This window comes from Nocardia sp. NPDC056564, assembly GCF_042793755.1.
Classification (GTDB): domain Bacteria; phylum Actinomycetota; class Actinomycetes; order Mycobacteriales; family Mycobacteriaceae; genus Nocardia.
Genome location: NZ_JBHTUR010000006.1, coordinates 425,947 through 447,578, shown reverse-complemented (window position 1 = coordinate 447,578; position 21,632 = coordinate 425,947). Strand labels below are relative to the sequence as shown.

Annotated in this window: 19 protein-coding genes and 1 pseudogene; 7 read left to right on the top strand and 13 right to left on the bottom strand. The window is 68.2% G+C overall.

Annotation, left to right across the window (positions count from 1 at the left end):
• Positions 1-5: 5 nt before the first annotated feature.
• Together ACFQ9K_RS18955 and ACFQ9K_RS18950 are read right to left on the bottom strand one after the other, a co-directional pair.
• Positions 6-593, bottom strand: a complete 588-nt coding sequence (locus ACFQ9K_RS18955; protein ID WP_378726871.1) for an HdeD family acid-resistance protein — start codon at positions 591-593, stop codon at positions 6-8.
• Between the two features lie 111 nt (positions 594-704).
• Positions 705-1,157, bottom strand: a complete 453-nt coding sequence (locus tag ACFQ9K_RS18950; RefSeq protein ID WP_378726869.1) for a VOC family protein — start codon at positions 1,155-1,157, stop codon at positions 705-707.
• 159 nt (positions 1,158-1,316) lie between these two features.
• Here ACFQ9K_RS18950 and ACFQ9K_RS18945 point away from each other — a divergent pair, with 159 nt between their 5' ends.
• Positions 1,317-2,303 carry a glycosyltransferase family 9 protein gene (locus ACFQ9K_RS18945; RefSeq protein ID WP_378726867.1) on the top strand — a complete coding sequence of 329 codons (987 nt, stop codon included), beginning with the start codon at positions 1,317-1,319 and terminating at the stop codon, positions 2,301-2,303.
• Between the two features lie 974 nt (positions 2,304-3,277).
• Here ACFQ9K_RS18945 and ACFQ9K_RS18940 read toward each other — a convergent pair.
• Positions 3,278-3,601 (bottom strand): ArsR/SmtB family transcription factor, encoded by a 324-nt coding sequence (locus tag ACFQ9K_RS18940; protein WP_378726865.1) that lies wholly within the window; start codon positions 3,599-3,601, stop codon positions 3,278-3,280.
• 183 nt (positions 3,602-3,784) lie between these two features.
• On the opposite strand from ACFQ9K_RS18940, the gene ACFQ9K_RS18935 reads away from it, so the two are divergent.
• Entirely contained in the window at positions 3,785-4,486 is a 702-nt protein-coding gene (locus ACFQ9K_RS18935) for a M23 family metallopeptidase (RefSeq protein ID WP_378726863.1), read from the top strand.
• 443 nt (positions 4,487-4,929) lie between these two features.
• Here the strand turns inward: ACFQ9K_RS18935 and ACFQ9K_RS18930 are convergent, their stop codons facing one another.
• From ACFQ9K_RS18930 to ACFQ9K_RS18920, 3 genes are all read right to left on the bottom strand, one after another.
• On the bottom strand, positions 4,930-7,188 hold the full coding sequence (locus tag ACFQ9K_RS18930; RefSeq protein ID WP_378716685.1) for a molybdopterin-dependent oxidoreductase: 2,259 nt from the start codon (positions 7,186-7,188) through the stop codon (positions 4,930-4,932).
• The gene (locus ACFQ9K_RS18925; RefSeq protein WP_378716686.1) at positions 7,185-8,156 is read right to left on the bottom strand and encodes an enoyl-CoA hydratase/isomerase family protein; all 972 of its coding nucleotides are present in this window, start codon (positions 8,154-8,156) and stop codon (positions 7,185-7,187) included. Before ACFQ9K_RS18925 ends, ACFQ9K_RS18930 begins: the two co-directional genes overlap by 4 nt.
• Before the next feature lie 434 nt (positions 8,157-8,590).
• Positions 8,591-9,139, bottom strand: a complete 549-nt coding sequence (locus ACFQ9K_RS18920; protein ID WP_378716687.1) for a TetR/AcrR family transcriptional regulator — start codon at positions 9,137-9,139, stop codon at positions 8,591-8,593.
• Between the two features lie 236 nt (positions 9,140-9,375).
• Here ACFQ9K_RS18920 and ACFQ9K_RS18915 point away from each other — a divergent pair, with 236 nt between their 5' ends.
• Entirely contained in the window at positions 9,376-9,774 is a 399-nt protein-coding gene (locus ACFQ9K_RS18915; protein WP_378716688.1) for a hypothetical protein, read from the top strand.
• Positions 9,775-9,820: 46 nt separating this feature from the next.
• Here ACFQ9K_RS18915 and ACFQ9K_RS18910 read toward each other — a convergent pair whose 3' ends face one another.
• Positions 9,821-10,723 (bottom strand): alpha/beta fold hydrolase, encoded by a 903-nt coding sequence (locus ACFQ9K_RS18910; RefSeq protein ID WP_378716690.1) that lies wholly within the window; start codon positions 10,721-10,723, stop codon positions 9,821-9,823.
• A 125-nt stretch (positions 10,724-10,848) separates the two neighbouring features.
• On the opposite strand from ACFQ9K_RS18910, the gene ACFQ9K_RS18905 reads away from it, so the two are divergent.
• Positions 10,849-12,708 (top strand): Na+/H+ antiporter, encoded by a 1,860-nt coding sequence (locus ACFQ9K_RS18905; RefSeq protein WP_378716692.1) that lies wholly within the window; start codon positions 10,849-10,851, stop codon positions 12,706-12,708.
• Positions 12,709-12,716: 8 nt separating this feature from the next.
• On the opposite strand, the gene ACFQ9K_RS18900 is transcribed toward ACFQ9K_RS18905, so the two are convergent.
• Positions 12,717-13,265, bottom strand: coding sequence for a TetR/AcrR family transcriptional regulator (locus ACFQ9K_RS18900; protein WP_378716694.1), 549 nt, complete (start codon positions 13,263-13,265; stop codon positions 12,717-12,719).
• A 401-nt stretch (positions 13,266-13,666) separates the two neighbouring features.
• Between ACFQ9K_RS18900 and ACFQ9K_RS18895 the strand changes: the two genes are divergently transcribed.
• Together ACFQ9K_RS18895 and ACFQ9K_RS18890 are read left to right on the top strand one after the other, a co-directional pair.
• Positions 13,667-14,275 (top strand): TetR family transcriptional regulator, encoded by a 609-nt coding sequence (locus ACFQ9K_RS18895; protein WP_378716696.1) that lies wholly within the window; start codon positions 13,667-13,669, stop codon positions 14,273-14,275.
• Between the two features lie 46 nt (positions 14,276-14,321).
• Positions 14,322-14,987 (top strand): enoyl-CoA hydratase-related protein, encoded by a 666-nt coding sequence (locus tag ACFQ9K_RS18890; RefSeq protein ID WP_378716698.1) that lies wholly within the window; start codon positions 14,322-14,324, stop codon positions 14,985-14,987.
• A 1-nt stretch (position 14,988) separates the two neighbouring features.
• Here the strand turns inward: ACFQ9K_RS18890 and ACFQ9K_RS18885 are convergent, their stop codons facing one another.
• Positions 14,989-16,149, bottom strand: coding sequence for an AI-2E family transporter (locus ACFQ9K_RS18885; RefSeq protein ID WP_378716782.1), 1,161 nt, complete (start codon positions 16,147-16,149; stop codon positions 14,989-14,991).
• A gap of 534 nt (positions 16,150-16,683) precedes the next feature.
• On the opposite strand from ACFQ9K_RS18885, the gene ACFQ9K_RS18880 reads away from it, so the two are divergent.
• Positions 16,684-17,466, top strand: coding sequence for a crotonase/enoyl-CoA hydratase family protein (locus tag ACFQ9K_RS18880; RefSeq protein WP_378716699.1), 783 nt, complete (start codon positions 16,684-16,686; stop codon positions 17,464-17,466).
• A gap of 55 nt (positions 17,467-17,521) precedes the next feature.
• On the opposite strand, the gene ACFQ9K_RS18875 is transcribed toward ACFQ9K_RS18880, so the two are convergent.
• The 4 genes and pseudogenes from ACFQ9K_RS18875 to ACFQ9K_RS18860 all read right to left on the bottom strand — a co-directional run.
• A complete protein-coding gene (locus ACFQ9K_RS18875) occupies positions 17,522-18,223 on the bottom strand; it encodes a dienelactone hydrolase family protein (RefSeq protein ID WP_378716700.1) in 702 nt (233 codons plus the stop codon).
• Between the two features lie 11 nt (positions 18,224-18,234).
• Positions 18,235-18,570 carry a hypothetical protein gene (locus ACFQ9K_RS18870; protein WP_378716701.1) on the bottom strand — a complete coding sequence of 112 codons (336 nt, stop codon included), beginning with the start codon at positions 18,568-18,570 and terminating at the stop codon, positions 18,235-18,237.
• A gap of 192 nt (positions 18,571-18,762) precedes the next feature.
• Positions 18,763-18,990 carry a hypothetical protein gene (locus tag ACFQ9K_RS18865; protein ID WP_378716702.1) on the bottom strand — a complete coding sequence of 76 codons (228 nt, stop codon included), beginning with the start codon at positions 18,988-18,990 and terminating at the stop codon, positions 18,763-18,765.
• A gap of 462 nt (positions 18,991-19,452) precedes the next feature.
• Positions 19,453-21,564 (bottom strand): annotated as a pseudogene (locus ACFQ9K_RS18860) (copper-translocating P-type ATPase); the annotation flags it as partial.
• Positions 21,565-21,632 lie beyond the last annotated feature (68 nt).

Sequence of the window (21,632 nt, the reverse complement as noted above, 5' to 3'; positions counted from 1 at the left end):
ATCCGTCAGATACCGGTTGCGCCGTGGATCGCCTTGGCGTCCTTGCGAATTCCGAACGCCAGGATGACCTCCATGATGCCGAGCACGATCAACCAGACACCGACCACGATCGCCAGCGTCGCCACCGAGCTCAGCGGCCAGGCGATCAACACGATGCCCGCGATCACGGTGATCACGCCGAAGAACACGGCCAGCCACCGTCCGGGCACGGCAGGCTCGGACAGCGCGATCACCACCGCGGACACCCCGCGGAACAACCAGCCGATGCCGATCCAGATCGCCAGCAGCAGAATCGAAGTCAGCTCGTCGCGGAAGCAGAACACACCGATGGCGATGGATAGCACGCCACTGATGAACGCCAGCACCCGCATCCCGGTGCTGGCCGGTGCGCCGAACGCGGCCATCAGTTGCAGAAAACCGCTGACCACCAGATAGATTCCGAACAGGACTCCCGCCGCCAGCAGGGTTACGCCGGGCCAGGCGAGAATGATCACACCGAGGATCACCGAAAGTAAGCCGGTGACCAGAACGGTTTGCCACGCACTGCGGGCAAGAGATTGCAAAGGACCCTCGAGCACGCTGTTTGTCGTCATAATTCGATGTTATGCCTTGCCAGTAGGGTTTCCTGGACATTTGCCCACGCAACTCGCAAGTCCAGTGGGCTTACCCACTGCATTATCCGCCCATACGGCGGCGGAGTCCGGCTAAACCGCCGATTCGCCGGTCGCCGGCCCGCCGGAATTCACCGCGGCGGGCGCCACGATGTTCACCATCCAGCTGATGCCGTACCGGTCCTGGCACAGACCGAACTCGTCGCCCCACATCTGCCGCTCCAGCGGAACCGACACCGTGCCCGCCTCCGCCAACCGGTCCCAGTACCCGTGCAGCTCGGCCGCGTCCTCACCGCTGAGGCTGATCGAAATGCTGCTTCCCGGTTTGTATTCCATGCCGGGCGGGGTGTCCGCGGCCATCAGGGTGAACCCGCTCGGGGTCTCCAGAACGCCGTGCATGACCAGGTCTGCGCCGGGGGCATCCGCATCGCTGAATTCGCTGAACGTGCTGATGGTCAGGGTGCCGCCGAACACCTCGCGGTAGAACTCCAGAGCTGCGCGGGCCGTGTCGCCGAAACTGAGGTACGGGTTGAGCCGGGAGGTCATGTCACGAGGTTAGTGCGCCGAAGCACACGGGGCGATCCCTGGCGGGTTTATCGACGGTTTGGCCCGGGTAGTCATCCCTAAGTGACTCTCGTCGTGTACGCCCATGGGGTGAAACGGGTGGGTCGAAAATCGTGAGTCTCGGGTGGCTAGGAGAAGAGGGTGGCGGTTGTACTCGTGCTGCAGGCACGGGGCCTTGGTGATCTGCTGACCGGGGTCCCGGCGCTTCGTGCGCTGCGCCGTGCCAAGCCGCACGATCACATCGTGCTCGCCGCACCGCACCGGCTCAAGCCGATCGTAGATCTGATCGCGTCGGTGGACACGATGATTCCCACCGCCGAGGTCGGCGGACTCCGCTGGGACGCGCCCGGCCCGCAGCTCGCCGTCAATCTGCACGGGCCGAGCACCGAAAGCATTGTGCAACTGGAGAAGACGGATCCGGGCCGGATCCTCAGCTACCGCAATCCGGCGTTTCCCGAGCTGTCCGGGCCGGAGTGGCAGACGGACATGCACGATGTGGATCGCTGGTGTCATCTGCTCGAGTCCGACGGGATCGTGGCGGATCGGCGCAACCTCGGGTTGGTGCCGCCGGTGTCGACCACCAGCCATCGCGACTGCGTCGTCGTGCACGTCGGGGCGGGCGCACCAGCTCGCCGCTGGCCGCCCGATCGGTTCGCCGCGGTGGTCCGGCATCTGCTGGTGCTCGGCCGCGAGGTGGTGCTCACCGGCGACGAATACGAACGCGAGATCGCGCTGAACATCGCCGCCCGGGCCGGCCTGCCGATCGGCCGGGTGCTGGCCGGCGAGCAGAACCTGATCGAACTGGCCGCCACCATCGCCGAGGCCGGGCTCGTGATCAGCGGTGACACCGGTGTCGCCCATCTGGCCACCGCGTTCGGCACCCGCACCGTCCTCATGTTCGGCCCGACGCCACCACGCTGGGGCGGGCCGCCCCCGCACCTGCTCAACCGGCACGCCGTGCTCTGGGCCGGGCAGCTCGGCGACCCCGACGCCGACACCCCCGATCCCGGCCTGCTCCGCATCGGCGTCACCGAGGTGATCAACGCCGTGGACAAGCAACTCAACAAACGCAACTGGCCCGGCACCGGCACCCAACCCCGCCGCACCCCCTACCGCCGCGTCGGCTGACAGCCCCACCCGTTGTCAGTCGCGCACGCGACAACCACATCACTGCCCCAGGCCGAGTTCCCCACCTGGCCGACTGGACCGGCGCACGGCACTCTGCCGGCCTCCGGCGCGGCGCCCTGCCGACCTCCGGCGCGCCTGCGGCCGGGGCCTACATGCCCGAATCGTGCTGACGCCCGCACTGGTGTCCCGTTGGCGACGCCGAAGACCCTGAGTCGCGCAACCAACTGGACAACATCAAGTCGAGCCACGAATACACCCGCCCTCACGTCCCGATCACCGCACCAGACGACGTAAGTGGCGCAGTCAAGGAGACACCACCAAGTCGAACCACGACTACACCCACCCTCACGTCCCATTGACCACGCCGAACCACATGAGCGGCGCGGTCAACGGGGCACCACCGAGTCTGACCACCAACACGCCCGCCCACATGTCCCATCCACCACGCCGAACCACGTGAGCAGCACGGCCAACGGGACACCACCGAGTCGAACCACGACTACACCTGCGCTCATGTCCCTTCACCGCGCCGAACCACATGAGCAGCACGGCCAACGGGACACCACCGACTCGAACCACGAGTACACCCACCTTCATGTCCCATTCACCGCGCCGGACGACGTAAGCGGTGCGATCAACGGGGACACCACCGCGAGCACACCCGTCCTCACGTCCCATCCACCACACCGAACCACGTAACGGCACGGCCAACAGGACACTATTGAGTCAAACCACGAGCACACGCGCGCTCATGTCCCATTCACCACGCCGAACCACGTAAACGGCACGGCCAACGGGACACTATTGAGTCGAACTGCGAGTACACGCGCGCTCATGTCCCGTTCACCGCGCCTCAGGGCGCGAAGGCGCGATCAACGGGACATCGCTGGGTTGGATCGGTGGTGCGCTCTCTCCTGGTCGCGTTCGAGCGCAGCGCGTCCGCGCGGAATCGATTCCGGGCGAAGCGGTTTGGGTCAGATGGCGGTGTCGGTGCGGGCGGTTTGGAGGGCGGCGGCGTAGGCGGCCAGGGCGCTGGGCCAGAACTGGTCGAGGTAGTCGCGGGCGTCGCCGAGGCCGCGGGGGTCCAGGGAATAGAGGCGGCGGTTGCCTTCCGGACGCATCATGACGAGGCGGGCCTCGCGGAGGACGCGCAGGTGCTGGGAGACGGCGGAGCTGGTCACGCCGGTGAGTTCGGCCAGTTCGCCGACCGCGCGCGGGGCCGCCGGGAGGGCCTCGAAGATGGCACGTCGGGTCGGGTCGGACAGCGCCACGAGGGCTCGGACTCCGTTAGTCGCCACTGAAATAGTGTGATCACCGAGCGACCATGTGGTCAACTCGACGCCATTCGGAATTTCCCCAGGTGAACGCGCAATGCGCCCATGTGCGTTACACAGTTGTAATACTTGAACTGGGCTTTCGCACCACTGTGACGGTAGCCACACGATTGCGGAACCCGCATGACCCTCCCGTACGTTCGTTCCATGCCCGTGACCGTTCCGTTATCTTCTCGTCGGCGCGCGACCCGGACTCGACGCCACCGTGCCGCCACCCGTGCGGTGGCCGTGTCCGCGGTCGTCAGCGCCTCGCTCGGCGTTCTCGCCGCCGCCGATCAGCACTCGACCTCCGGCCCCATGACCACCGGAAAGCTCGCCGCCGCCGAAACCGACGTGGCCCCACAGGCGATGTTCACCGCATTCACCCCGCGGGAAGCGCAGATGCCGCAGACCGTGCCGGGCAACGTCGTGTGGGAGCAGCACCGCCTCGCCGTCGAAGCCGCCCGCCCCAAGACCGTCCGCCCCATCGCCGGCATCCTGACCTCCACCTTCGGCGTGCGGTGGGGCGCGATGCACGCAGGCCTCGACCTGGCGGACCCGATCGGCACGCCGATCGCCGCGGTCACCGACGGCGTCGTGATCGAGGCCGGACCGGCCAGCGGCTTCGGCATGTGGGTGCGGGTGCAGCAGGACGACGGCACCATCGGCATCTACGGCCACGTCAACGACATCCTGGCCACCGTCGGCCAGCAGGTGCGCGCGGGCGACATCATCGCCACCGTCGGCAACCGCGGCTTCTCCACCGGCCCGCACCTGCACTACGAAATCCACCTGCCCAGCGGCGAGCCGATCGACCCGCTCCCCTGGCTCGCCACCCGCGGCATCGACGTCCAGGGCAACACGCCCTAGGCCGGCGTGCTTCGCGAGTCGATGAGGGGCTCGCGAACACCCTCACGCGAACACCCCGGCCGCGACCGTGTCAACGACGACACGTTCGCGGCCGGGGCGTTCGCGTATCAGCTGTTCAACACCGGCGGCTCGCGCATCAATAGCCGACATTCCACTGTTCGCGTCTCACCATTTCGAGGCCCCGGAGGTTCGCAGAAACCGACATGCGCACGGCCGGCGCTCCCGCTTGTTCGCAGATCCGGGCGTTGGATTTCCGGGGTGCGACAGCCCACGTCGCTCGACGCCGCTCACTGTGCGAGAAGCATTGAGCGGCAGTGCGAGTCCGTGGTGGCCAGGTTGGGGTGACCGGCCTCCAGGTCCGGTGGCTCGGCCGCGTCCTCCCCCGCACTGTTCCAACGTCTCCTCGCGGTAGTGCTTGCCCTGCCGCAGTCCGCGGGGTGGGTTCAGGGCGCTTCGTGGCGCTCGATGCGGGCCGGTACGTGTTTGTGCCAGGGGGTGCCTGCTATCGCGTCGCGCCAGGTCAGGTCGGTCAGTTCGTTGGCGGCTACGCCGATGCGCTGGGTGCCGTCGGGGAGGTCGAGGCCGAGGCCGTTGGGGAGGGAGGCGTGGCCCGGTTGCATGCGGTCGTTGATTTCCACGGTGGAGACGGCGGTGCCGCGGGTGGTGGTGATGCGGGCGCGGTCGCCGGTGGCGAGGCCGAGATCGGCGGCATCCGCGGGGTTGAGGCGCAGCGCACCGTTCGGGTCGCGATGGCGCCAGGTGTTGTCGCGGAAGATCGTGTTGGCGGTGAAGGCGCGGCGTTCCCCCGCGGCGAGGACGAACGGGAATTCGGCGCTGGTGTGCGCGGTCGGGGTGGTGGCGAGGCCGCGCAGGGCGTCCAGTAACTCCGGTATTGCCAAGGGGATTCGTCTGTCGGGATACGGCAGGTAGTCCCACGCGTCGGCGTAATCGTCGACGGTGAAGGTGACCCCGGAGCGGCCCGCGAGGATGGCGTCGAAGAGCGCGTCGGCGTCGCGGTGCCCGGCCCGGCGCATCGCCGCCGGGTAGACCTTGGCGACGCGTTGGGCGAGTCCCCAGAGCACCGCGGCGGCGCGCGCGTTGTCCGGCAGGGTCGGCCCCAGCGTCTCGTAGAGCACGATCGGCGCGACGCCCGCGAGCGACTTATCGGTCGCCAGCAACGCGGCGAACGCCCATTTGTACGGGCCCCGACCGAGTTTCGCGGCCGCCCGGAGCAGGGCGAGTTTCCCGCCGCCGACCGGGCCGAGCTCGCGCAGCAGCCTGGCGTAGATCTCCGGTTCGGCCAACGTGCCTGGCAGCGGGTCGAGGACGGGCGCACGCAGGTGAAAGGTGTTGTGCGGGAACTCGAGATTGAAGAAGGTGGCCTCCCACTTCTCGAATTGACTTGCGGCGGGCAGTACATAGTCGGCGTGCCTGGCCGTCTCGGTGAACGCCACATCGAGCACGACGACCAGATCCAGCGCGTCGAGGGCCGCGCGGAACTTGGCCGAATCCGCGAGCGAGTGTGCGGGATTGGATGATTCGATGATCATCGCGCGGAACCGATCGGGATGGTCGGTGAGGATCTCCTCCGCGATCGAGTTGCACGGCACCATCCCGCCCAGGATGGGCGCACCGGTCACCGGCGTGCGTTTGATGTCGCGGCTGTATCCGGCCAGCGGCGCCATCCACGAATGCGGATGCATGCCACCGGGTTTGGCGAAGTTGCCGGTGAGCAGCCAGAGCATCTTGTTCAGATACGAGACGAGGGTGCTGTTGGGGCTCTGCTGCACGCCGAGGTCTTCGTAGGTGGCCACGCTGGTCGCGGTGCCGATGCGATGTGCGGCGGCGCGCACGAGTTGTTCCGGTACGCCGCAGATTTCGGCGTAGGCGGCGATGTCGACACCGGACAGTTCGCGCAGTACGGCCGCTGAGTCGGTGGTGTGCTCGGCGAGGAAGGCGTGGTCGACGAGGTCGTCCTGGACCAGGACGGCGAGGATCGCCGACAGGCACCAGGCGTCGGTACCCGGGCGCAGTTGCAGATGGAAGTCGGCGAGATCGGCGGTTTCGGTGCGCACCGGGTCGAGCACGATCATGCTGCGCGCGGGATCCTTGGCGATCTGCTGCAAGACCGTGCGGGCCCGCGGGACACCGTGCGACTGCCAGGGGTTCTTGCCGAGGAACACCGACACCTCGGCATGCTCGAAGTCGCCGGTGGTGTGGTCGCCGGTGAGATGACCGTCGACCCACCCCTCACCGGTCTTCTCCTGAGCCAACGCGCTGGACCGGTACCGGGCGCCGAGGGCGCGACGCAGTGCGCCGCTGTACGCGCCACCGAGATGATTGCCCTGCCCGCCGCCGCCGTAGTAGAAGATCTTGTCGCCGCCGTACCGCTGCCGCACCTCGACCAGGCGCGCCGCCAGCTCGGAAATAGCGGTGTCCCAGTCGATTTCGGTGAAACTGCCGTCGGGTTCGCGGCGCAGCGGCGTGGTCAGCCGGGCGCCGCCGTTCTGGTAGTGGTCGAGGCGCAGCGCCTTGTTGCAGGTGTACCCCGCGGACGCGACGTGGTCCTTGTCGCCACGGATCTTGGCGAACCGCCGGTCGTCGAGTTGGATCAGCAGGCCGCAGTTGTTCTCGCAGAGGATGCAGGCGGTCTTGTGCCACTCCCCCTGCGCGGTCCCCGCATCGCCGGCCGGCGCGTTCATTTGCTCACCTGGTCGACGCGGGTGCCGTCGAGCCAGGGCTTCAGGTCGGCGAGAAATGGGGTGTCACCGAGGCGTTCGAGGTCCTCGAAGAACGCCGTGGTGGTGCGGGTGGCCGCCGGGGTGGTGCCGGCCGAGATGAACCCGGCCTGTTCGCGGTCCAGGCCACGGGACAGCGACTTGTCGGTGCCGAAGTAGATGGCACGCTTGGCTTCCTGGACCACTACCGGGTTGCGGGTCGCCAATCTTGCTGCGGTCGCCTGGGTTTCGGCCAGCAGCTGGTCTTCCGGCAGCAACCGGTGCACCAGACCCAGTCGGTACCCCTCCCGCGCCGACAGCGGTGCGCCTTCGAGCGTCACCTCAATTGCCTTGGCAGCGCCCAGCAGTCGGGACAGGCGCTGCGTTCCGCCGCCACCCGGGATCAGGTTGGCCAGCGTCTCGATCTGACCGAGCTTGACGTGATCGGCGTCGGCGGCATACCGCAGATCGCAGGACAGCGCGATTTCGTGCCCGCCGCCGAGTGCGGGGCCGTTGATCGCGGCCAGGTACACGACCCCCGACCGATTCATCCGCAACGTGGTCTTCTTCCACCGATGCCCCCACACCAGTCCCGCGCCGAGACCGCCGCCGAAGCGTTGCGCGACCCGGGTCGCGCCGGGCAACCGCATCGCCAGATCGCCGAACCGCAGGAACGGCGCCGCCACCCGAGCCGGGATGAACGGATGCGGCAGTTCGATCATCCCGGTGAGCGCACTCGGGTCCGCGTGCGTCAGGAAACGGCCGGGCAGTCCGCCGGTCAGCACCACCGCGCCGACCGTGTCATCGACGTCGACCGCGGCGGTCAGCACATCCAGATCGCGGACGAACTCGGGCGTGGCGAAGTTCAGCGGCGGTGCGACGACCCGCGCCGTGAGCACCCGCCCGTCCTGGACCAGTTCGATCGTCTCCAACTGGAGATCGGCGACGGACATCAGCGGCTCCTTCGATCGGCGGGCAACGACCGGTCCATGAGATTGCTTCGGCGCAAACCCGATTCACCCAGACCTGATCCGGTTTCCCTATTATGGTGTACACCATAATAGGTGTGTCAAGGGGTACCACCCACCACACGTCCCGGGGCGTGTGCACCATCGGCCACCGCGCCTCCGACAATCGCCGCGCCGCCCAGCGGCCTACGCGTGCGAGACCAACAGCAGTCCACAGGTCGAAACCGTCGTACTCGTCGGCCGAGGCAGCTGCCAGCCACCTGGCCATAGACGTCCCCTCCCGCATGCTCCAGCCAGCGCCCGCGAACAGGTGACAATGCCTTGCCATCCAGCCCAGACGTCGTCCAGAGATCCCCGCCGATCGCGAGCCAAGGGATGATCGGTCGCAAGCCCACCCAGCCAGCGGCAGGCCAAGGCGGTCAGCTGCGGGTTACGGCGGGGATGAGGGTGCGGAGTTCGGATACCACGTTGTCGAGGGGGGCGATATCGTGCTGGGCTCGGCACAAGGCGATCGCGCCCTCGAAGGCGGCGACGGTGAGTGTGGCCAGGGTGTGGGCGCGGAGCTCGGGGATGCCGTCGCGGACGAGCATGTCGGCGAGGGAGCGCTCCCAGCGGGCGAAGATCTCGGCGGCGGCGCGGGCGAATTCCGGTGCGTCGTCGTTGGTTTCGACCGCGACGGCGAAGACCGGACAACCCGCGCGGAAGTCGCTGTCCACCAGCGTGTGCCGCCACATCGCGGCGAACTGGTCGAGCGCGGTCACGGGATCGTTATCGCGAGTCAGTTTCTCGATGAGCTCGGACATGATGCCGCCCGCGGTAACGACCGCGTCGTTGATCAGTTCCGTGCGCCCGCCGGGGAAGTGGTGATACACCGACCCGCGCGGCGCGCCCGTGCTACTGAGCACCCGATCCACACTCGTCGCACTGGCCCCGTGCACCCGCAACGACTCGACCGCCCCCTCGATCATCCGCCGCCGCGCGTCTCCCGCGCGTGGCCGTACGGAACCTTCGCTACGCGCTCGGCGTGTCCCTGCCATACCGCCATGTTATGGCATATGCCATAAAGACGACGCGACCCGGCCCGCCCGCCTCGGCGGAATGCCGACGTTCCGCTTCGCCGCATGCGCGAAATCCTCCACGAACCCGTTTCGCACGAACGCGCTCGAAGGCCCCGAGAACGGCGGCGCGGTGGTTCAATCACCCGGTGCATGGCGACGAGATCATCGGTCAGTGGAGCGTGGAGGCCGGCTATCACACCTCGATGGAGGACGAGCAGTTCGTCTTCTGGGACGACGGCGTGGGGTTGGTGGAGTACGCGCGTCCGGGCATGTCCGAGTGCGTGCTGTTCCACTGGACGCGGACGGCGATTCGGACGCTCCGGCTCGAACCGTACCGGTGCGACGGCGGCGAGGTCGGCGACGATGTGCCCGACGCGGTCGAGATCGGTTACCGGATCAAACGGGAGCAGCGGCCGCTGATCGGCGAGACCCTCCCGGTGCTGCACCTGCCCGCTCCGTTCGCGGTGATTCCGGACAGCGGGTACGGGCTGATCAGCCGGGAACCCGCGGTGTACTTCGCGAACAAGCGACGCGCAGGTGCGTGAATCGCCACCGCGAACTCGGCCCACGGCCAGCGTGGGCCGAGCGCGATCAGGTGGTCCGGTGCGCGACCCGGGTGGCGTGGAAATCGAGGAATGCCGCGAGCGTCTCGTCGGCGGCCTCCACCTGTGGGTAGTGACCGACCTTCGGCAGCTCCACCACGTCGGGTTCCGGGATCAACTCGCGATAGCGGCGGACCATGTGCGCGCCGGAGACCGGATCGAGCAGACCGTCGATCAGCCGCACCGGAACCTGAGCGTCACGCAACGCCCCGACCCACCGCTCGCGATGCTTCCGCCGTTCACTCATATAGCGAATCAACTTGTGGCCGTTGCGCTTACCGCGTTTGCCACACCATAGCGTCCAGAACTGATCCAATTCCTCCCTGGTCGGTTTGGTGTCCGGCCCGAACACCCCGGATAGTCCCGCGTTGAACGCACTCTCCGTCGCCAGCAGGCTGAACAGCGGCCCGAGCGGACTGGCCAGCAACCGTTGCAACAGCCGAGCTCGATGCGCCTCCGGGAACAATCCCCCGTTGAGCAAGCACACCGATTCGATCATCAGCGACTCGTCACCGGCGGCCCTCCGTTCGGCATCGCGCGCCAGCAACTCCTGAGCGACGGTGTCGCCGTAGTCGTGCGCCAGGATGTGAACCCGGTCGATCCCCTGCTCGCGCAACAGATCCTCGTGCAGATCCGCCTGATCCGCGATGGAGTACAGGTAATTGCGCGGCTTCGCCGACCAGCCGAAACCGATCATGTCCGGCGCGAGCACCCGGGCGAACTGTCCGCACAGTCCGGGCCATACCCGATGCCAGTCCCAGGACGCGGTCGGGAATCCGTGGATGCAGACCACTGTGCCGCCGGCGCCACCGCCGCCGTCGCGATAGAAGATCTGGTGGCCGCGGTGGGTGAACCGCCGGCCGTTCGCCCGCCAGGACGCAAACTCCTCCATGCCTACCTCCTTGTCGCCGACAAGCATGGACCCTGGACCCCGCTCACACAGGAAATCCGTCGACACCGGACGTGTCATCTACCGCGGGCGGAGTTGCCGTCGGTGCGCTCTGCGAGAATGCGACGGTGCATGTCGCGATCGGCCTTGTGGTTCTTGTTGCTTCGGCGGCGGCGCTGGCGGCGCTGGCCCGCCGCTTCGGGGTGTCCGAGCCGCTCGTCCTGACCGTGGCCGGTGTCGCGGCGTCGTATCTGCCGTTCGTGCCGGAGATCCATCCCGATCCGGAGATCATTCTGCTCGGCTTGCTGCCGCCGCTGCTGTACACGGCGGCGATCCGGACGTCGCTGGTGGATTTCCGGGCCAACCTCCGCACCATCGCGTCGCTGTCGGTGGGGTTGGTGCTGTTCAGCACGTTCGCCGTCGCGACGGTGGTGTGGTTGCTGCTGCCGGTGCCGTTCGCGGTCGCGGTCGCCCTGGGCGCGGTGGTGGCCCCGCCGGACGCGGTGGCGGCGACCGCGGTGGCCCGGCGAATCGGCATGCCGCGCCAGATCGTGACGATCCTCGAGGACGAGTCGCTGTTCAACGACGCGACCGCGCTGGTGGCGTTGCGCACGGCGATCGCCGCGTCGGCCGGGACGGTGTCGGTGTGGCAGGCGGGTGGCGACTTCCTGCTCGCCGCGGGCGGCGGGGCCGCGGTCGGCGTGGTGGTGGCGTATCTGCTTGCGCTGCTTCGCCGTCGGATCACCGATCCGGTGCTGGATACGACGCTGTCGTTTCTCGCGCCGTTCGCGGCGTACCTGCCTGCCGAGGGGATTCACGCGTCCGGGGTGATCGCGGTGGTGACCTGCGGGATGATCCTCGGGCACGGTGCGCCGGTCTGGCAGAGCGCGGCCTCGCGGATCGCCGAGCGCACCAATTGGCGCACCATCCAGTTCATTCTGGAGAGTTCGGTGTTCGTGATCATCGGGTTGCAGGTGCGCGCGATCCTCGAGGGCGCGTGGAGCAGCGGACTCGATCACACGACCCTGATGGTGGCCGCGATCGGGGTGTTGCTCGCCACGATGCTTGCGCGGCCGTTGTGGATCTTCCCGTGGTCGTTGCTGATTCGCCGGCTCGGGCGGCATACCGGCGGGGTGCCGATCCGGCATTCGGTGGTGGTGTCGTGGGCGGGCATGCGCGGTGTGGTCACGCTGGCCGCGGTGCTGCTGTTGCCGGAAGACACCCCGCAGCTGCCCGTGTTGAAACTTCTCGCACTCGTGGTGGTCGCGGGAACGCTGCTGCTGCAAGGCACTTCGCTGCCGTGGCTGGTCCGGCTGCTGCACCTGCGCGGGCCGAGCCGCGCGGAGAACGCACTGCAAAAGGCGAACCTGCTCCAGCAGGCGACAACCGCGGGCCTGGCCGAGCTCGACAAGTGGATCACCCCGGAAACGCCTGCGTCGGTGGTCGATTCGCTGCGCGACCGGGTCACCTGGAAGACCAACGCCGCCTGGGAGCGGCTCGGCCGCTCCGAATCCGAACTCGCCACTCCGACCGCCGAATACCGGCGGCTGCGGCTGGAGATGCTGCGCGCCGAACGAGAAACGGTTCTGCGCGTTCGCGATTCAGGCGGCGCGGACTACGAGATCCTGCAGTACGTGCTGTCCCGGCTGGATCTCGAGGAGTCGATGATCGATCGGTACGACGAGACCGAAGAGGAACCCCTGGAACCGCTCGCTGCTCCCCGAGCGGGCGACACGTGCGCCCATCTGGAGAGCGCTCCCCTGATCGTCGACCCGGCGGGCCCGGATGTCTGCGCCGAATGCCTCGACGAGGGACTGACCTGGGTGCATCTGCGAATGTGCCTGTCCTGCAAGCATATTGCCTGCTGCGACTCCTCGATCGGCAATCACGCGACCAAGCATTACGGCAGCACCGGGCACCCGGTCATGCGCAGCGTCGAGCCCGGCGAGGCGTGGCGCTGGTGCTACGTGGACGAGCTGCTGGGCTGAGCGCGGCGTCAGCGGCGGGCGTGCGAGTAGATCAGGCGCGCGTACTGGTTGAGCAGCTTGTCCAGCGAGAGATCCTCGCCGCCCGCGGCGATTTGCTGGTAGCCGATCAGCATGGCCATGCCGAGCGCGGTGACCACCGCGGAGGTGTCGTCGTCACCGACCACCCCCTTGATCGCCTTGTGCACTGTGCGCCTGCGGGATTCGTCGACCCGCTTGAGTGCCAGGTTCACCGACTCGTCGTTCGCCGCCCACGCGCGGATCGCGGCTTCGGCGGCGTGATGCAGGCCGGACGCGAGGTCGGACATGGCGCGGATGTCGTCATCGGGGTTGCCCTGATTGAAGTTCAGCGTGCGCAGGATCAGCACCTGCCGGTTCTCCCAGTGTTCCAATAACACGTCGACGAAGCCCTGCCAGCTGCCGAAATGGTGATAGAACGACCCGCTGGTGACCCCGAGACGGCGGCACAGGACGCCGATGTTGAGCCCCTTGAAACCCAGTTCGGCGAGCACCTCCAGAGCCGTGTCGAAGTACTGCTCCTTGGTGACCACACGTGACATGCCGGGCGCCGTTCTGTTCGTTCGGGCAGGGGTGGGAGGACCGAACAGTACCCCATTGTCTCGTCGGCTCGTACGAGGATAGCCAAGCCGCCGCAGCCTTCTTTCGAGGACCCCAAGTACCTGTTACTCGGCGAAATATGTAGTGCGCGTGCGGAATCGAATGGCGGTAGCGCCCGAGGTCGACGCTCCGCGAGTTAGCCGCGAGTGCGCCCGGCTGACGATACGGATAATCCACCCGACTCGCCGGCGGAGACCCGATGACTGCGTGCGGCATCGCCCGGCCACCGCGCACGCGTGGAGGTACGCCCATCCTGATGTTCACCGGAGGACGACCGAGTGCGCCCACTCTCACAGGCGGCCCGACTCACATAGCAGAGCAGATGCTCTGTTATTGTGATCGCATGCCCCGCCCACGGACTCACGACCCCGACATCGTGCTCGATGCCGCGGAGTCGCTGGCCGTGCGATCAGGTCCGGCCGCGGTGACGACCCGCGCGGTCGCGGCGGCGACCGGGGTGTCCAACGGGGCGATCTATCACACCTTCGGGTCGCGCGCGGAGCTGCTCGGTCGCACCTGGCTGCGGGCCGCGCATCGGTTCCTGGCGTTGCAGACCGCGCTCGTCGACGATGCGCTGGACGGGCCGGACAAGCGGGACGCCGTCGACGCGGTGGTTGCCGCGGCCCAAGCGCCCGTCGCGTTCGCCGAGAAGTTCCCGACGTCGTCCCGGTTGCTGCTCACCATCGAGCGCGACGAACTGCTCGGCGAGGTGCCCGAGAGCATCGCGAGCGAACTCGCCGACACCGATAAGGTGCTGGTGGACTTGATGATCCGACTGTCGCGCAACCTGTGGGGTCGCGCCGATCGGCGCGCGGTCGACGTCCTCAACCTGTGCCTGGTCGACCTGCCCACCGCGATCCTGTTGCGCCGCAACCGGTTCACCAATCCCCTGGCCGCCGAACAACTCCGCGCCGCGGTCCGGGCCGTGCTCGCACTGGGCCCACCACCATGACCCCGCACCCGTTCCCGAAATCCCATCCCCCGACCCGAGGAATCCCATGCCGAACCTGACCTACCACGACAAGATCGCCGTCCTCGACCTCGGCGACGACGAAAACCGCTTCTCCCCGGACTTTCTCGACGCGGTGAACGCGCACCTCGACACCGTCCTCGCCGACGGCGCGCAGGGCCTGGTCACCACCGCGACCGGCAAGTTCTTCTCCAACGGCCTCGACCTCGACTGGCTCGGCGCCCACAGCGACCGCGGCCCGTGGTACGTCGGCGAGGTGCAGCACATCTTCGCGCGCGTGCTCGCCCTGCCCGTCCCCACGGTCGCCGCGCTGCCCGGTCACGCCTTCGGCGCGGGCGCCATGCTGGCCATCGCACACGACTACCGCGTCATGCGCGCCGACCGCGGCTACTTCTGCTTCCCCGAGGTCGACATCCGCATCCCGTTCACCGAGGGCATGGCCGCGCTCATCCAGGCCAAGCTGACCCCGAAGACCGCGATCGCCTCGATGACCACCGGCAGGCGCTTCGGCGGGACCGACGCGCTCGCCGTCGATATCGTCGACGCCACCGCCGCCGAGGGCGCGGTCACCGACACCGCGCTCGCCCTGCTCGCCCCGCTCGGCGGCAAGGACTCCGGCACGCTCGGCGCCATCAAGAACACCATGTTCGCCGGCGCCCTCGCCGCGCTCACGGCGGCCAGGCAGACCGCCTGACCTACTTCGCCGCGGGCTGGACCTCGTCGTCGGACTCCGGTGGCGCGGCGGTGACCACATCGATCTGCTCGCCGATGTAGCGGACCACCACCGCGACCACCGCCACCACCGGAACGGCGAGGAACGCGCCGACGATGCCGTACAGCGAACCGCCCGCGGTGACCGCGAGCAGCACCAGCACCGCGTGCAGCTGCATGCTTCGGCTCTGCAGAACCGGTTGCAGCACATTGCCTTCCAGTTGCTGCACCGCGACGATGATGGCGAGCACGATCAACGCGGTGGTGAACCCGTTGCCGACCAGCGCGACCAGCACCGCCAGCGCGCCGGCCACGAACGCGCCGACCATCGGCACGAACCCGCCGATGAACGTGATCACCGCGAGTACCAGCGCCAGCGGAACCCCGAGGATCACCAGCCCGGCCCCGATGAACACCGCGTCGATCAGGCTGACCAGCGCCTGGGTCCGGATGAATCCCCCGAGGGTGCCCCAGATCCGGTTCAGCACCTCCTCGACGTGACGACCGCTGCGGCTGCCGAGCACGGCGTGCAGCCAGGGCAGCAGGCGCGGTCCGTCCTTGACGAAGAAGAAGCTCAGCACGAGCACCAGGAACAGGGTGATGAGCACCGATGTCGCCGTGGAGACGCCGCTGAACACGCCGCCCGCGATCTGCGCGGCGCTCGATTGCAGCCGGGAGACGATCGCGTCGACCGCGGAGTTGAGCTGCTCGTCGCGAATCCGCAACGGGGGACCCTGCATCCAGTCGCGCACCTGGTTCACGCCCGCGGTGGACTTGTCCGCGAGGTCCGGCGCCTGATCCACCACCGACGGCACGATCAACGCGATCACGCCGGCCAGCCCGCCGATGAACAGGACCATCGTGATGCTTGCCGCCAACGCCGGGCGCACACCGTGATTCGTGAGCCACCGGGTCGGCGGCCACAGCACGGTCGCCACCACGATCGCCAGCGCGACCGGCAGGATCACCACCCACAGCTTCGCGAGCAGATACATCAGCACCCACGAACCGGCCGCGATCGCGACGATGCACAGCGACCATTTCGCGAGCCAGATGATCCCGGAGCCGATCACGTCCCCGCGATCCGGCACCGCGTGACTACCGCCGCCCGTCTTCACCGCCGGCGCACCGCTGTCCTGCTGAATGTCTTCACTGGGCCCACTCACGCGCCAAGTCTTGCACGGGGTCACCGTCGAATCCGGTCATTACGGGCCGCGCGGCGCGGTAGCTGTGGTCACATCCGGCGGGTGGATGGCGGTGACGTCCGCTGATTGTCATAGGGTCGGATCGTTCCGAACGTCGGCCCGCTTGTTGGGGGCGCGCGGCTATCGGCGCCGGGCCATGTGGCCCGCCCGACCGGGATATCCGCACGGCACGGTCTCATGTTCGGCCACGTCGTCTCTGACACCGGATGATTTCGGGCGACCGCTCGCCGGGTGGCGCGGAGTGCTAGGCGCACGCCGGGTCGTCTACCGCGTGCGCCGAACGAGATGTCCTGCATGATCTCGTAACCGGCCGAATAGCTGTCGGCCGCTACACGATTTCGGATGATCGCTTGTTGGGTGGGCGGCTCCCCGGAGGGCACGCGGTATCGCATACCGCGCCCGCTGACCGGGATGTCGCACTGCGCGGTGGCAGCAGCCCGGTAGGTTCGGAAGAACTTCTGAAGGAGGGCCACTTTGACCGCCGCAGCCACGCTGGAACGCAAGGGGCACATCGCCGTCATCACCTTGAATCGCCCGGAGTCGATGAACGCGGTGAACGCCGCGCTGTCGAGCGCGGTGGGCGCCGCGCTGGCCGAACTGGCCGCCGATCCGTCGCTGCGGGTCGGGGTGATCACCGGCGCCGGGCGCGCGTTCTGCGCCGGGGCCGATCTCAAGGAATTGGCGCAGGGCAAGGTGATTCACGATCCGGAGCATCCGGAGTACGGATTCGCCGGGCTGGTACAGCATTTCATCGACAAACCGCTCATCGCGGCGGTCAACGGGTTCGCGCTCGGTGGTGGCACCGAGATCGTGCTGGCCAGTGACCTCGCGGTGATGAGCGAGGACGCGTCGCTGGGTCTGCCGGAGGTGACCCGCGGATTGGTCGCCGCGGCAGGCGGATTGCTGCGGCTGCCGCGCGCGGTCCCGCCGAAGATCGCGCTGGAGATGGCGCTGACCGGTAAGCCGATCGATGCCGCTAGCGCCGCGCACTGGGGGTTGGTCAACCGGGTGGTGCCCGCCGACCGGGTGCTGACCACTGCCCTCGAATTGGCCGAGACCATCGCCGCGAACGCACCGCTGTCCGTACGCGCGTCGAAGCGAATCATGCATCGCGTCAACGACTTCGGCTCGGACTGGGATACGCCGATCTGGCAGATGAGTCTCGAGGAGGCCGGCCCGGTGTTCATCAGCAAGGACGCGCTCGAGGGTCCGCGCGCGTTCGCCGAGAAGCGGGCTCCGCGGTGGCGCGGCGAGTAGGGCGACGGTTCGCGGTGCGACCGAGCGCATTTCGAGGCGCTCGGCGGGCGAACTGCTACTCCTCGGCTCCGGTCAGGTGGGTGTCGAAGAATGTGAAGACGCGCTCCCAGGCGTCGCGAGCGGCGTCCTTGTTGTAACCGAGCCCGGTGACGCGCAGCAGCGGGTCGGCCGCGGTCACATTGGCGAACGCGTGGGTGACCTTCGGATACACCTTGATGTCGCGCTCCACGCCGAGCTCGGTCAGCGCCCGGTCGAGTTTTCGGGGCGCGCCGATCAAGATCGGGTCGCGTTGGGCGTAGCTGGCCACGACCGGGCAGGCGCCGTCGAGCACGGCACGGTAGTCGCCGTAGAGCGACGGATAGAACGGCGCGGCCGCGTCGAAACCCTTCGGCGCGACCAGCAGCGCGAACCCGCCGCCCATACAGAAGCCGATCACGGCGGTGCGCCCGGTGCAGTCGGGTTCGGCGACGAGCCGGTCGCGGGCCGCCAGCACGTCGCGCACCGGCGGACCATCGCCGGTGAAGGCCAGCGCCCGGAAGATCGACTGAATGCAGCGCACCCGGCCGCGCGAGAACAGATTCGGCGCGATCGTCAGATACCCGTAGTCGGCCAGCATCCCGACGGTCCGCCGCAAATCCGCACTGAACCCCACACCATCGTGGATCACCACGACCCCGGGCCACGGACCGTCCCCCGACGGCCGCGCCAGGACCGCCTCGAGCCGGCCATCGGGTGCGGTGAGCTCAATCGTCTTCATGCCCACCGAATCTAGGTCAGTGTCTCAGACATGTACAGCACGATCGGGTCAACGCAGGCGATCACGGCTGGCAGACCGCGGGCAAACTGCTCGTGGCGGGTGATGCGGAACCGCTTGGGATCGAGAGGTACCGGTGCCCAGCGCGCTCGCCTGCGGCAGGCAAGGACGTCGCCGGTAGTTCCAAATTCAGGGCGGCGGTACGACTCCATCGGGATCGAGGAGCACCCGGTGCCCTTGCCCACCGTCAGCAAGGACATCGCCGGCAGTTCGAAATCCAGGATGGCAGTCGCGGCCCCGTTGGGATCGTGAAGCTCCCGGTGCCATTCGCGCTCGGGCGCGGCCAGCAAGGGACATCGCTAGCAGTTCCGGATCCAGGGCGGAGGTCGCGACCCATTCGAGCGGGACCGGACTGCGGCTGGGAAAGCACTGCAGCGGGGAGACGTTGGCCAAAGCGCTTGCGAACAGTCGGCATTGTGATGCTGCAGTACTGGCGCCGGCCGACGTTCCTTGTTCCAAACGCGCAGCTGACCGAGGGCGAATTACCGTGCGGTTTCGGATCGTTCGCGGGCCTGACTCGGGGTGTCGACGGCGGATAGCAGTAGGCGCCGCGCGTCGAGGTTCGCGGCGACGGTTGGTAGCAGCAGACGCCACGCGTCCAGGTTCGCGGCGACGGCGGGTAGCAGCAGACGCCACGCGTCGAGATTCGCGGCGACGGCGGGTAGCAGCTGACGCCACGAGTCCGGGTTCGCGGCGACGGCGGTAGGCATTTTCCGCCATCGCCGCGATGAGGATGTCGTCTAAGTCGCCGCCCTCGACAAAGGGTGGCATGGCCTCTGCGAAGGGCACCGGCGCACTGCCTTCGCGGTCGAAGGGGGCGAGCGGCAACGGTTCCACTCGCGGATAGGTCACGTAGACACGGGGTTTGGCCGACTCGGCCTCGCGCGAGACGGCCTCCAACGCGACCACCGCGAGCCGTGGCGGGTGACCGGCCGCAGCGCCGTGACGAGCCACCAACCGCGCGCACCATGACGAGCCACCAACCGCAGCACCATGGCGAGCCACCAACCGCGCGCACCATGACGAGCCACCAACCGCAGCACCATGGCGAGCCACCAACCGCGCGCGCCATGGCGGGTCACCAATCGCAGCGCCGCGTCGAGCACCTGCCCGCGCCGCACCTCGAGCCTCATCCGCGGCCGGCGGAGCGTTAGACCAGCCGGCTCACCGCGCTAGTCGCCGGTCGGAGTCCGGCCGGGGAGGCGGAGTCGTTTGAGCGACACCGCGTTCAGCGCGACGATGATGCTGGAACCCGACATCGACATCGCGGCGATCTCCGGGCGCAGCGTGAAGCCGAACGCCGGGACGAACACGCCCGCGGCGATGGGCAGCGCGATGGTGTTGTAGCCGACCGCCCAGGCCAGGTTCTGATGCATTTTGCGCAGGGTGCCGCGGCCGATGCGCAGGGCGGTGGGGACGTCGAGCGGGTCGGAGCGCATCAGGACCAGGTCGGCGGTCTCGATGGCGACGTCGGTGCCCGCGCCGATCGCGATGCCCAGATCCGCGCCGGCCAGCGCGGGCGCGTCGTTGACGCCGTCGCCGACCATCGCGACCTTGCGCCCATCGCGTTGCAGCTCAGCGATTTTCGCCGCCTTGTCGCCGGGCAGCACCTCCGCGATCACGGTGTCGATGCCGAGGTCGGCGGCGATGCGCTCGGCGGTGGCGCGGTTGTCGCCGGTCAGCATGACCACCTCGATGCCGAGGTTGTGCAACTCGGCGACCGCGGCGGCGGAGGTGTCGCGGGGTGCGTCGGCGAGGGCGATCGCCGCGGCGGCGGTGCCGTCGATCGCGGCCAGGACCGCGGTGTGGCCGGATTCGGCGAGCCGATCGCGTTGTGCGGCAAGCGATCCGAGGTCGATGTGCTCGCGTTCGAACAGGCGACGGTTGCCCACCACGACGCGGTGGCCGTCGACCTCGGCGATGGCGCCGTGGCCCGGGATGTTCTCGAACTTGGTGGCGGACAGCGCTGCGCTGCCGAGGGTTTCGGCGTGCCGGACGATCGCGGCGGCCAATGGGTGTTCGGATTCGCGTTCCACGGCGGCGACCAGGCCCAGCACCTCGTCGGCCGAATATGCCCCGGCGGTAATCACATCGGTGACTTCCGGTTCGCCCTTCGTGAGGGTGCCGGTCTTGTCCATGACCACGGTTTGGATCCGGGCCGCCGCTTCCAGCGCGAGCGCGTTCTTGAACAGCACACCGCGTTTCGCGCCCAGGCCGGTGCCGACCATGATCGCGGTCGGGGTGGCGAGGCCGAGCGCGTCCGGGCAGGTGACCACCACGACGGTGATGGCGAACAGCATCGCCTTGGCGAACGAGGCACCGGCCAGCAGCCACACCGCGAATGTCAGTGCGCCGCCGAACAATGCGACCAGAACCAGCCAGAAGGCCGCGCGGTCGGCCAGCTTCTGCCCCGGCGCCTTCGAATTCTGCGCCTGCTGAACCAGTTCCACGATCTGCGCCAGCGCGGTGTCCGCGCCGACCTTGGTCGCGCGAATCCGCAAGGTGCCGTTGGTGTTCAGCGAGGCGCCGATGACCGTCGAGCCCGGCTCCTTGTGCACCGGCATGCTCTCGCCGGTCACCATCGACTCGTCGACCTCGCTGTCCCCCTCTTCCACGACACCGTCGACGGCGATCTTCGCGCCCGGCCGCACCAGCAGCAGGTCACCGACCACCACCTCCGCGGTAGGCACCTCGACCGGCGCGCCGTCGCGGATCACCTCCGCCTTGGGCGGCGCCAGATCCAGCAGCGCGCGAATAGCGTCGTTGGCGCCGCCGCGCGCCCGCATCTCGAACCAATGTCCCAGCAGCACAAAGGTCGCCAGCATCGTCGAGGCCTCGTAGAACACCTCGCCGCCACCGGTCAGCGTGATCGCCAGCGAATACAACCACCCCGCCCCGATCCCCACCGCGACCAGCACCATCATGTCCAACGTGCGCGCCCGCAACGCCGCCACCGCACCGGTGAAGAAGATCGCCGACGAATAGAACACCACCGGCAAACTCAAGATCAACGCCCAGATGTCCTGCCGCATCCCGAACGGCACAGGGAGATGCAGCCCGAACATGTCGGTAGCCATCGGCGACCACAACATCACCAGCACCGCGAAGACGGCGGCTACGAGGAATCGATTTCGCATGTCGGCGGCCATGTCGTCCATGGACATTCCGGCGTGGCCTGCGTGGCCGGCGTGTGCGTGCGCGCTGGAGTGTGCGTCATGCCCGCCGTGCGCATCACTCCCCGCGTGACCGTCATGGCCGACGTGCACATCATCAGCAGCATGGTCTGCACGCGCGTTCTGCGCGGCACGCACGTCACGACGGGCTTGCACGTCCCGACCAGCGTGAGCATCCT

What these genes read in the sequence shown, in the direction of transcription:
- ACFQ9K_RS18955 (WP_378726871.1), bottom strand. Translation starts at nt 593, where the DNA reads ATGACGACAAACAGCGTGCTCGAGGGTCCTTTGCAATCTCTTGCCCGC.
- ACFQ9K_RS18950 (WP_378726869.1), bottom strand. Translation starts at nt 1,157, where the DNA reads ATGACCTCCCGGCTCAACCCGTACCTCAGTTTCGGCGACACGGCCCGC.
- ACFQ9K_RS18935 (WP_378726863.1), top strand. Translation starts at nt 3,785, where the DNA reads ATGCCCGTGACCGTTCCGTTATCTTCTCGTCGGCGCGCGACCCGGACT.
- ACFQ9K_RS18930 (WP_378716685.1), bottom strand. Translation starts at nt 7,188, where the DNA reads ATGAACGCGCCGGCCGGCGATGCGGGGACCGCGCAGGGGGAGTGGCAC.
- ACFQ9K_RS18925 (WP_378716686.1), bottom strand. Translation starts at nt 8,156, where the DNA reads ATGTCCGTCGCCGATCTCCAGTTGGAGACGATCGAACTGGTCCAGGAC.
- ACFQ9K_RS18920 (WP_378716687.1), bottom strand. Translation starts at nt 9,139, where the DNA reads ATGATCGAGGGGGCGGTCGAGTCGTTGCGGGTGCACGGGGCCAGTGCG.
- ACFQ9K_RS18910 (WP_378716690.1), bottom strand. Translation starts at nt 10,723, where the DNA reads ATGGAGGAGTTTGCGTCCTGGCGGGCGAACGGCCGGCGGTTCACCCAC.
- ACFQ9K_RS18900 (WP_378716694.1), bottom strand. Translation starts at nt 13,265, where the DNA reads ATGTCACGTGTGGTCACCAAGGAGCAGTACTTCGACACGGCTCTGGAG.
- ACFQ9K_RS18895 (WP_378716696.1), top strand. Translation starts at nt 13,667, where the DNA reads ATGCCCCGCCCACGGACTCACGACCCCGACATCGTGCTCGATGCCGCG.
- ACFQ9K_RS18890 (WP_378716698.1), top strand. Translation starts at nt 14,322, where the DNA reads ATGCCGAACCTGACCTACCACGACAAGATCGCCGTCCTCGACCTCGGC.
- ACFQ9K_RS18875 (WP_378716700.1), bottom strand. Translation starts at nt 18,223, where the DNA reads ATGAAGACGATTGAGCTCACCGCACCCGATGGCCGGCTCGAGGCGGTC.
- ACFQ9K_RS18865 (WP_378716702.1), bottom strand. Translation starts at nt 18,990, where the DNA reads ATGCCTACCGCCGTCGCCGCGAACCCGGACTCGTGGCGTCAGCTGCTA.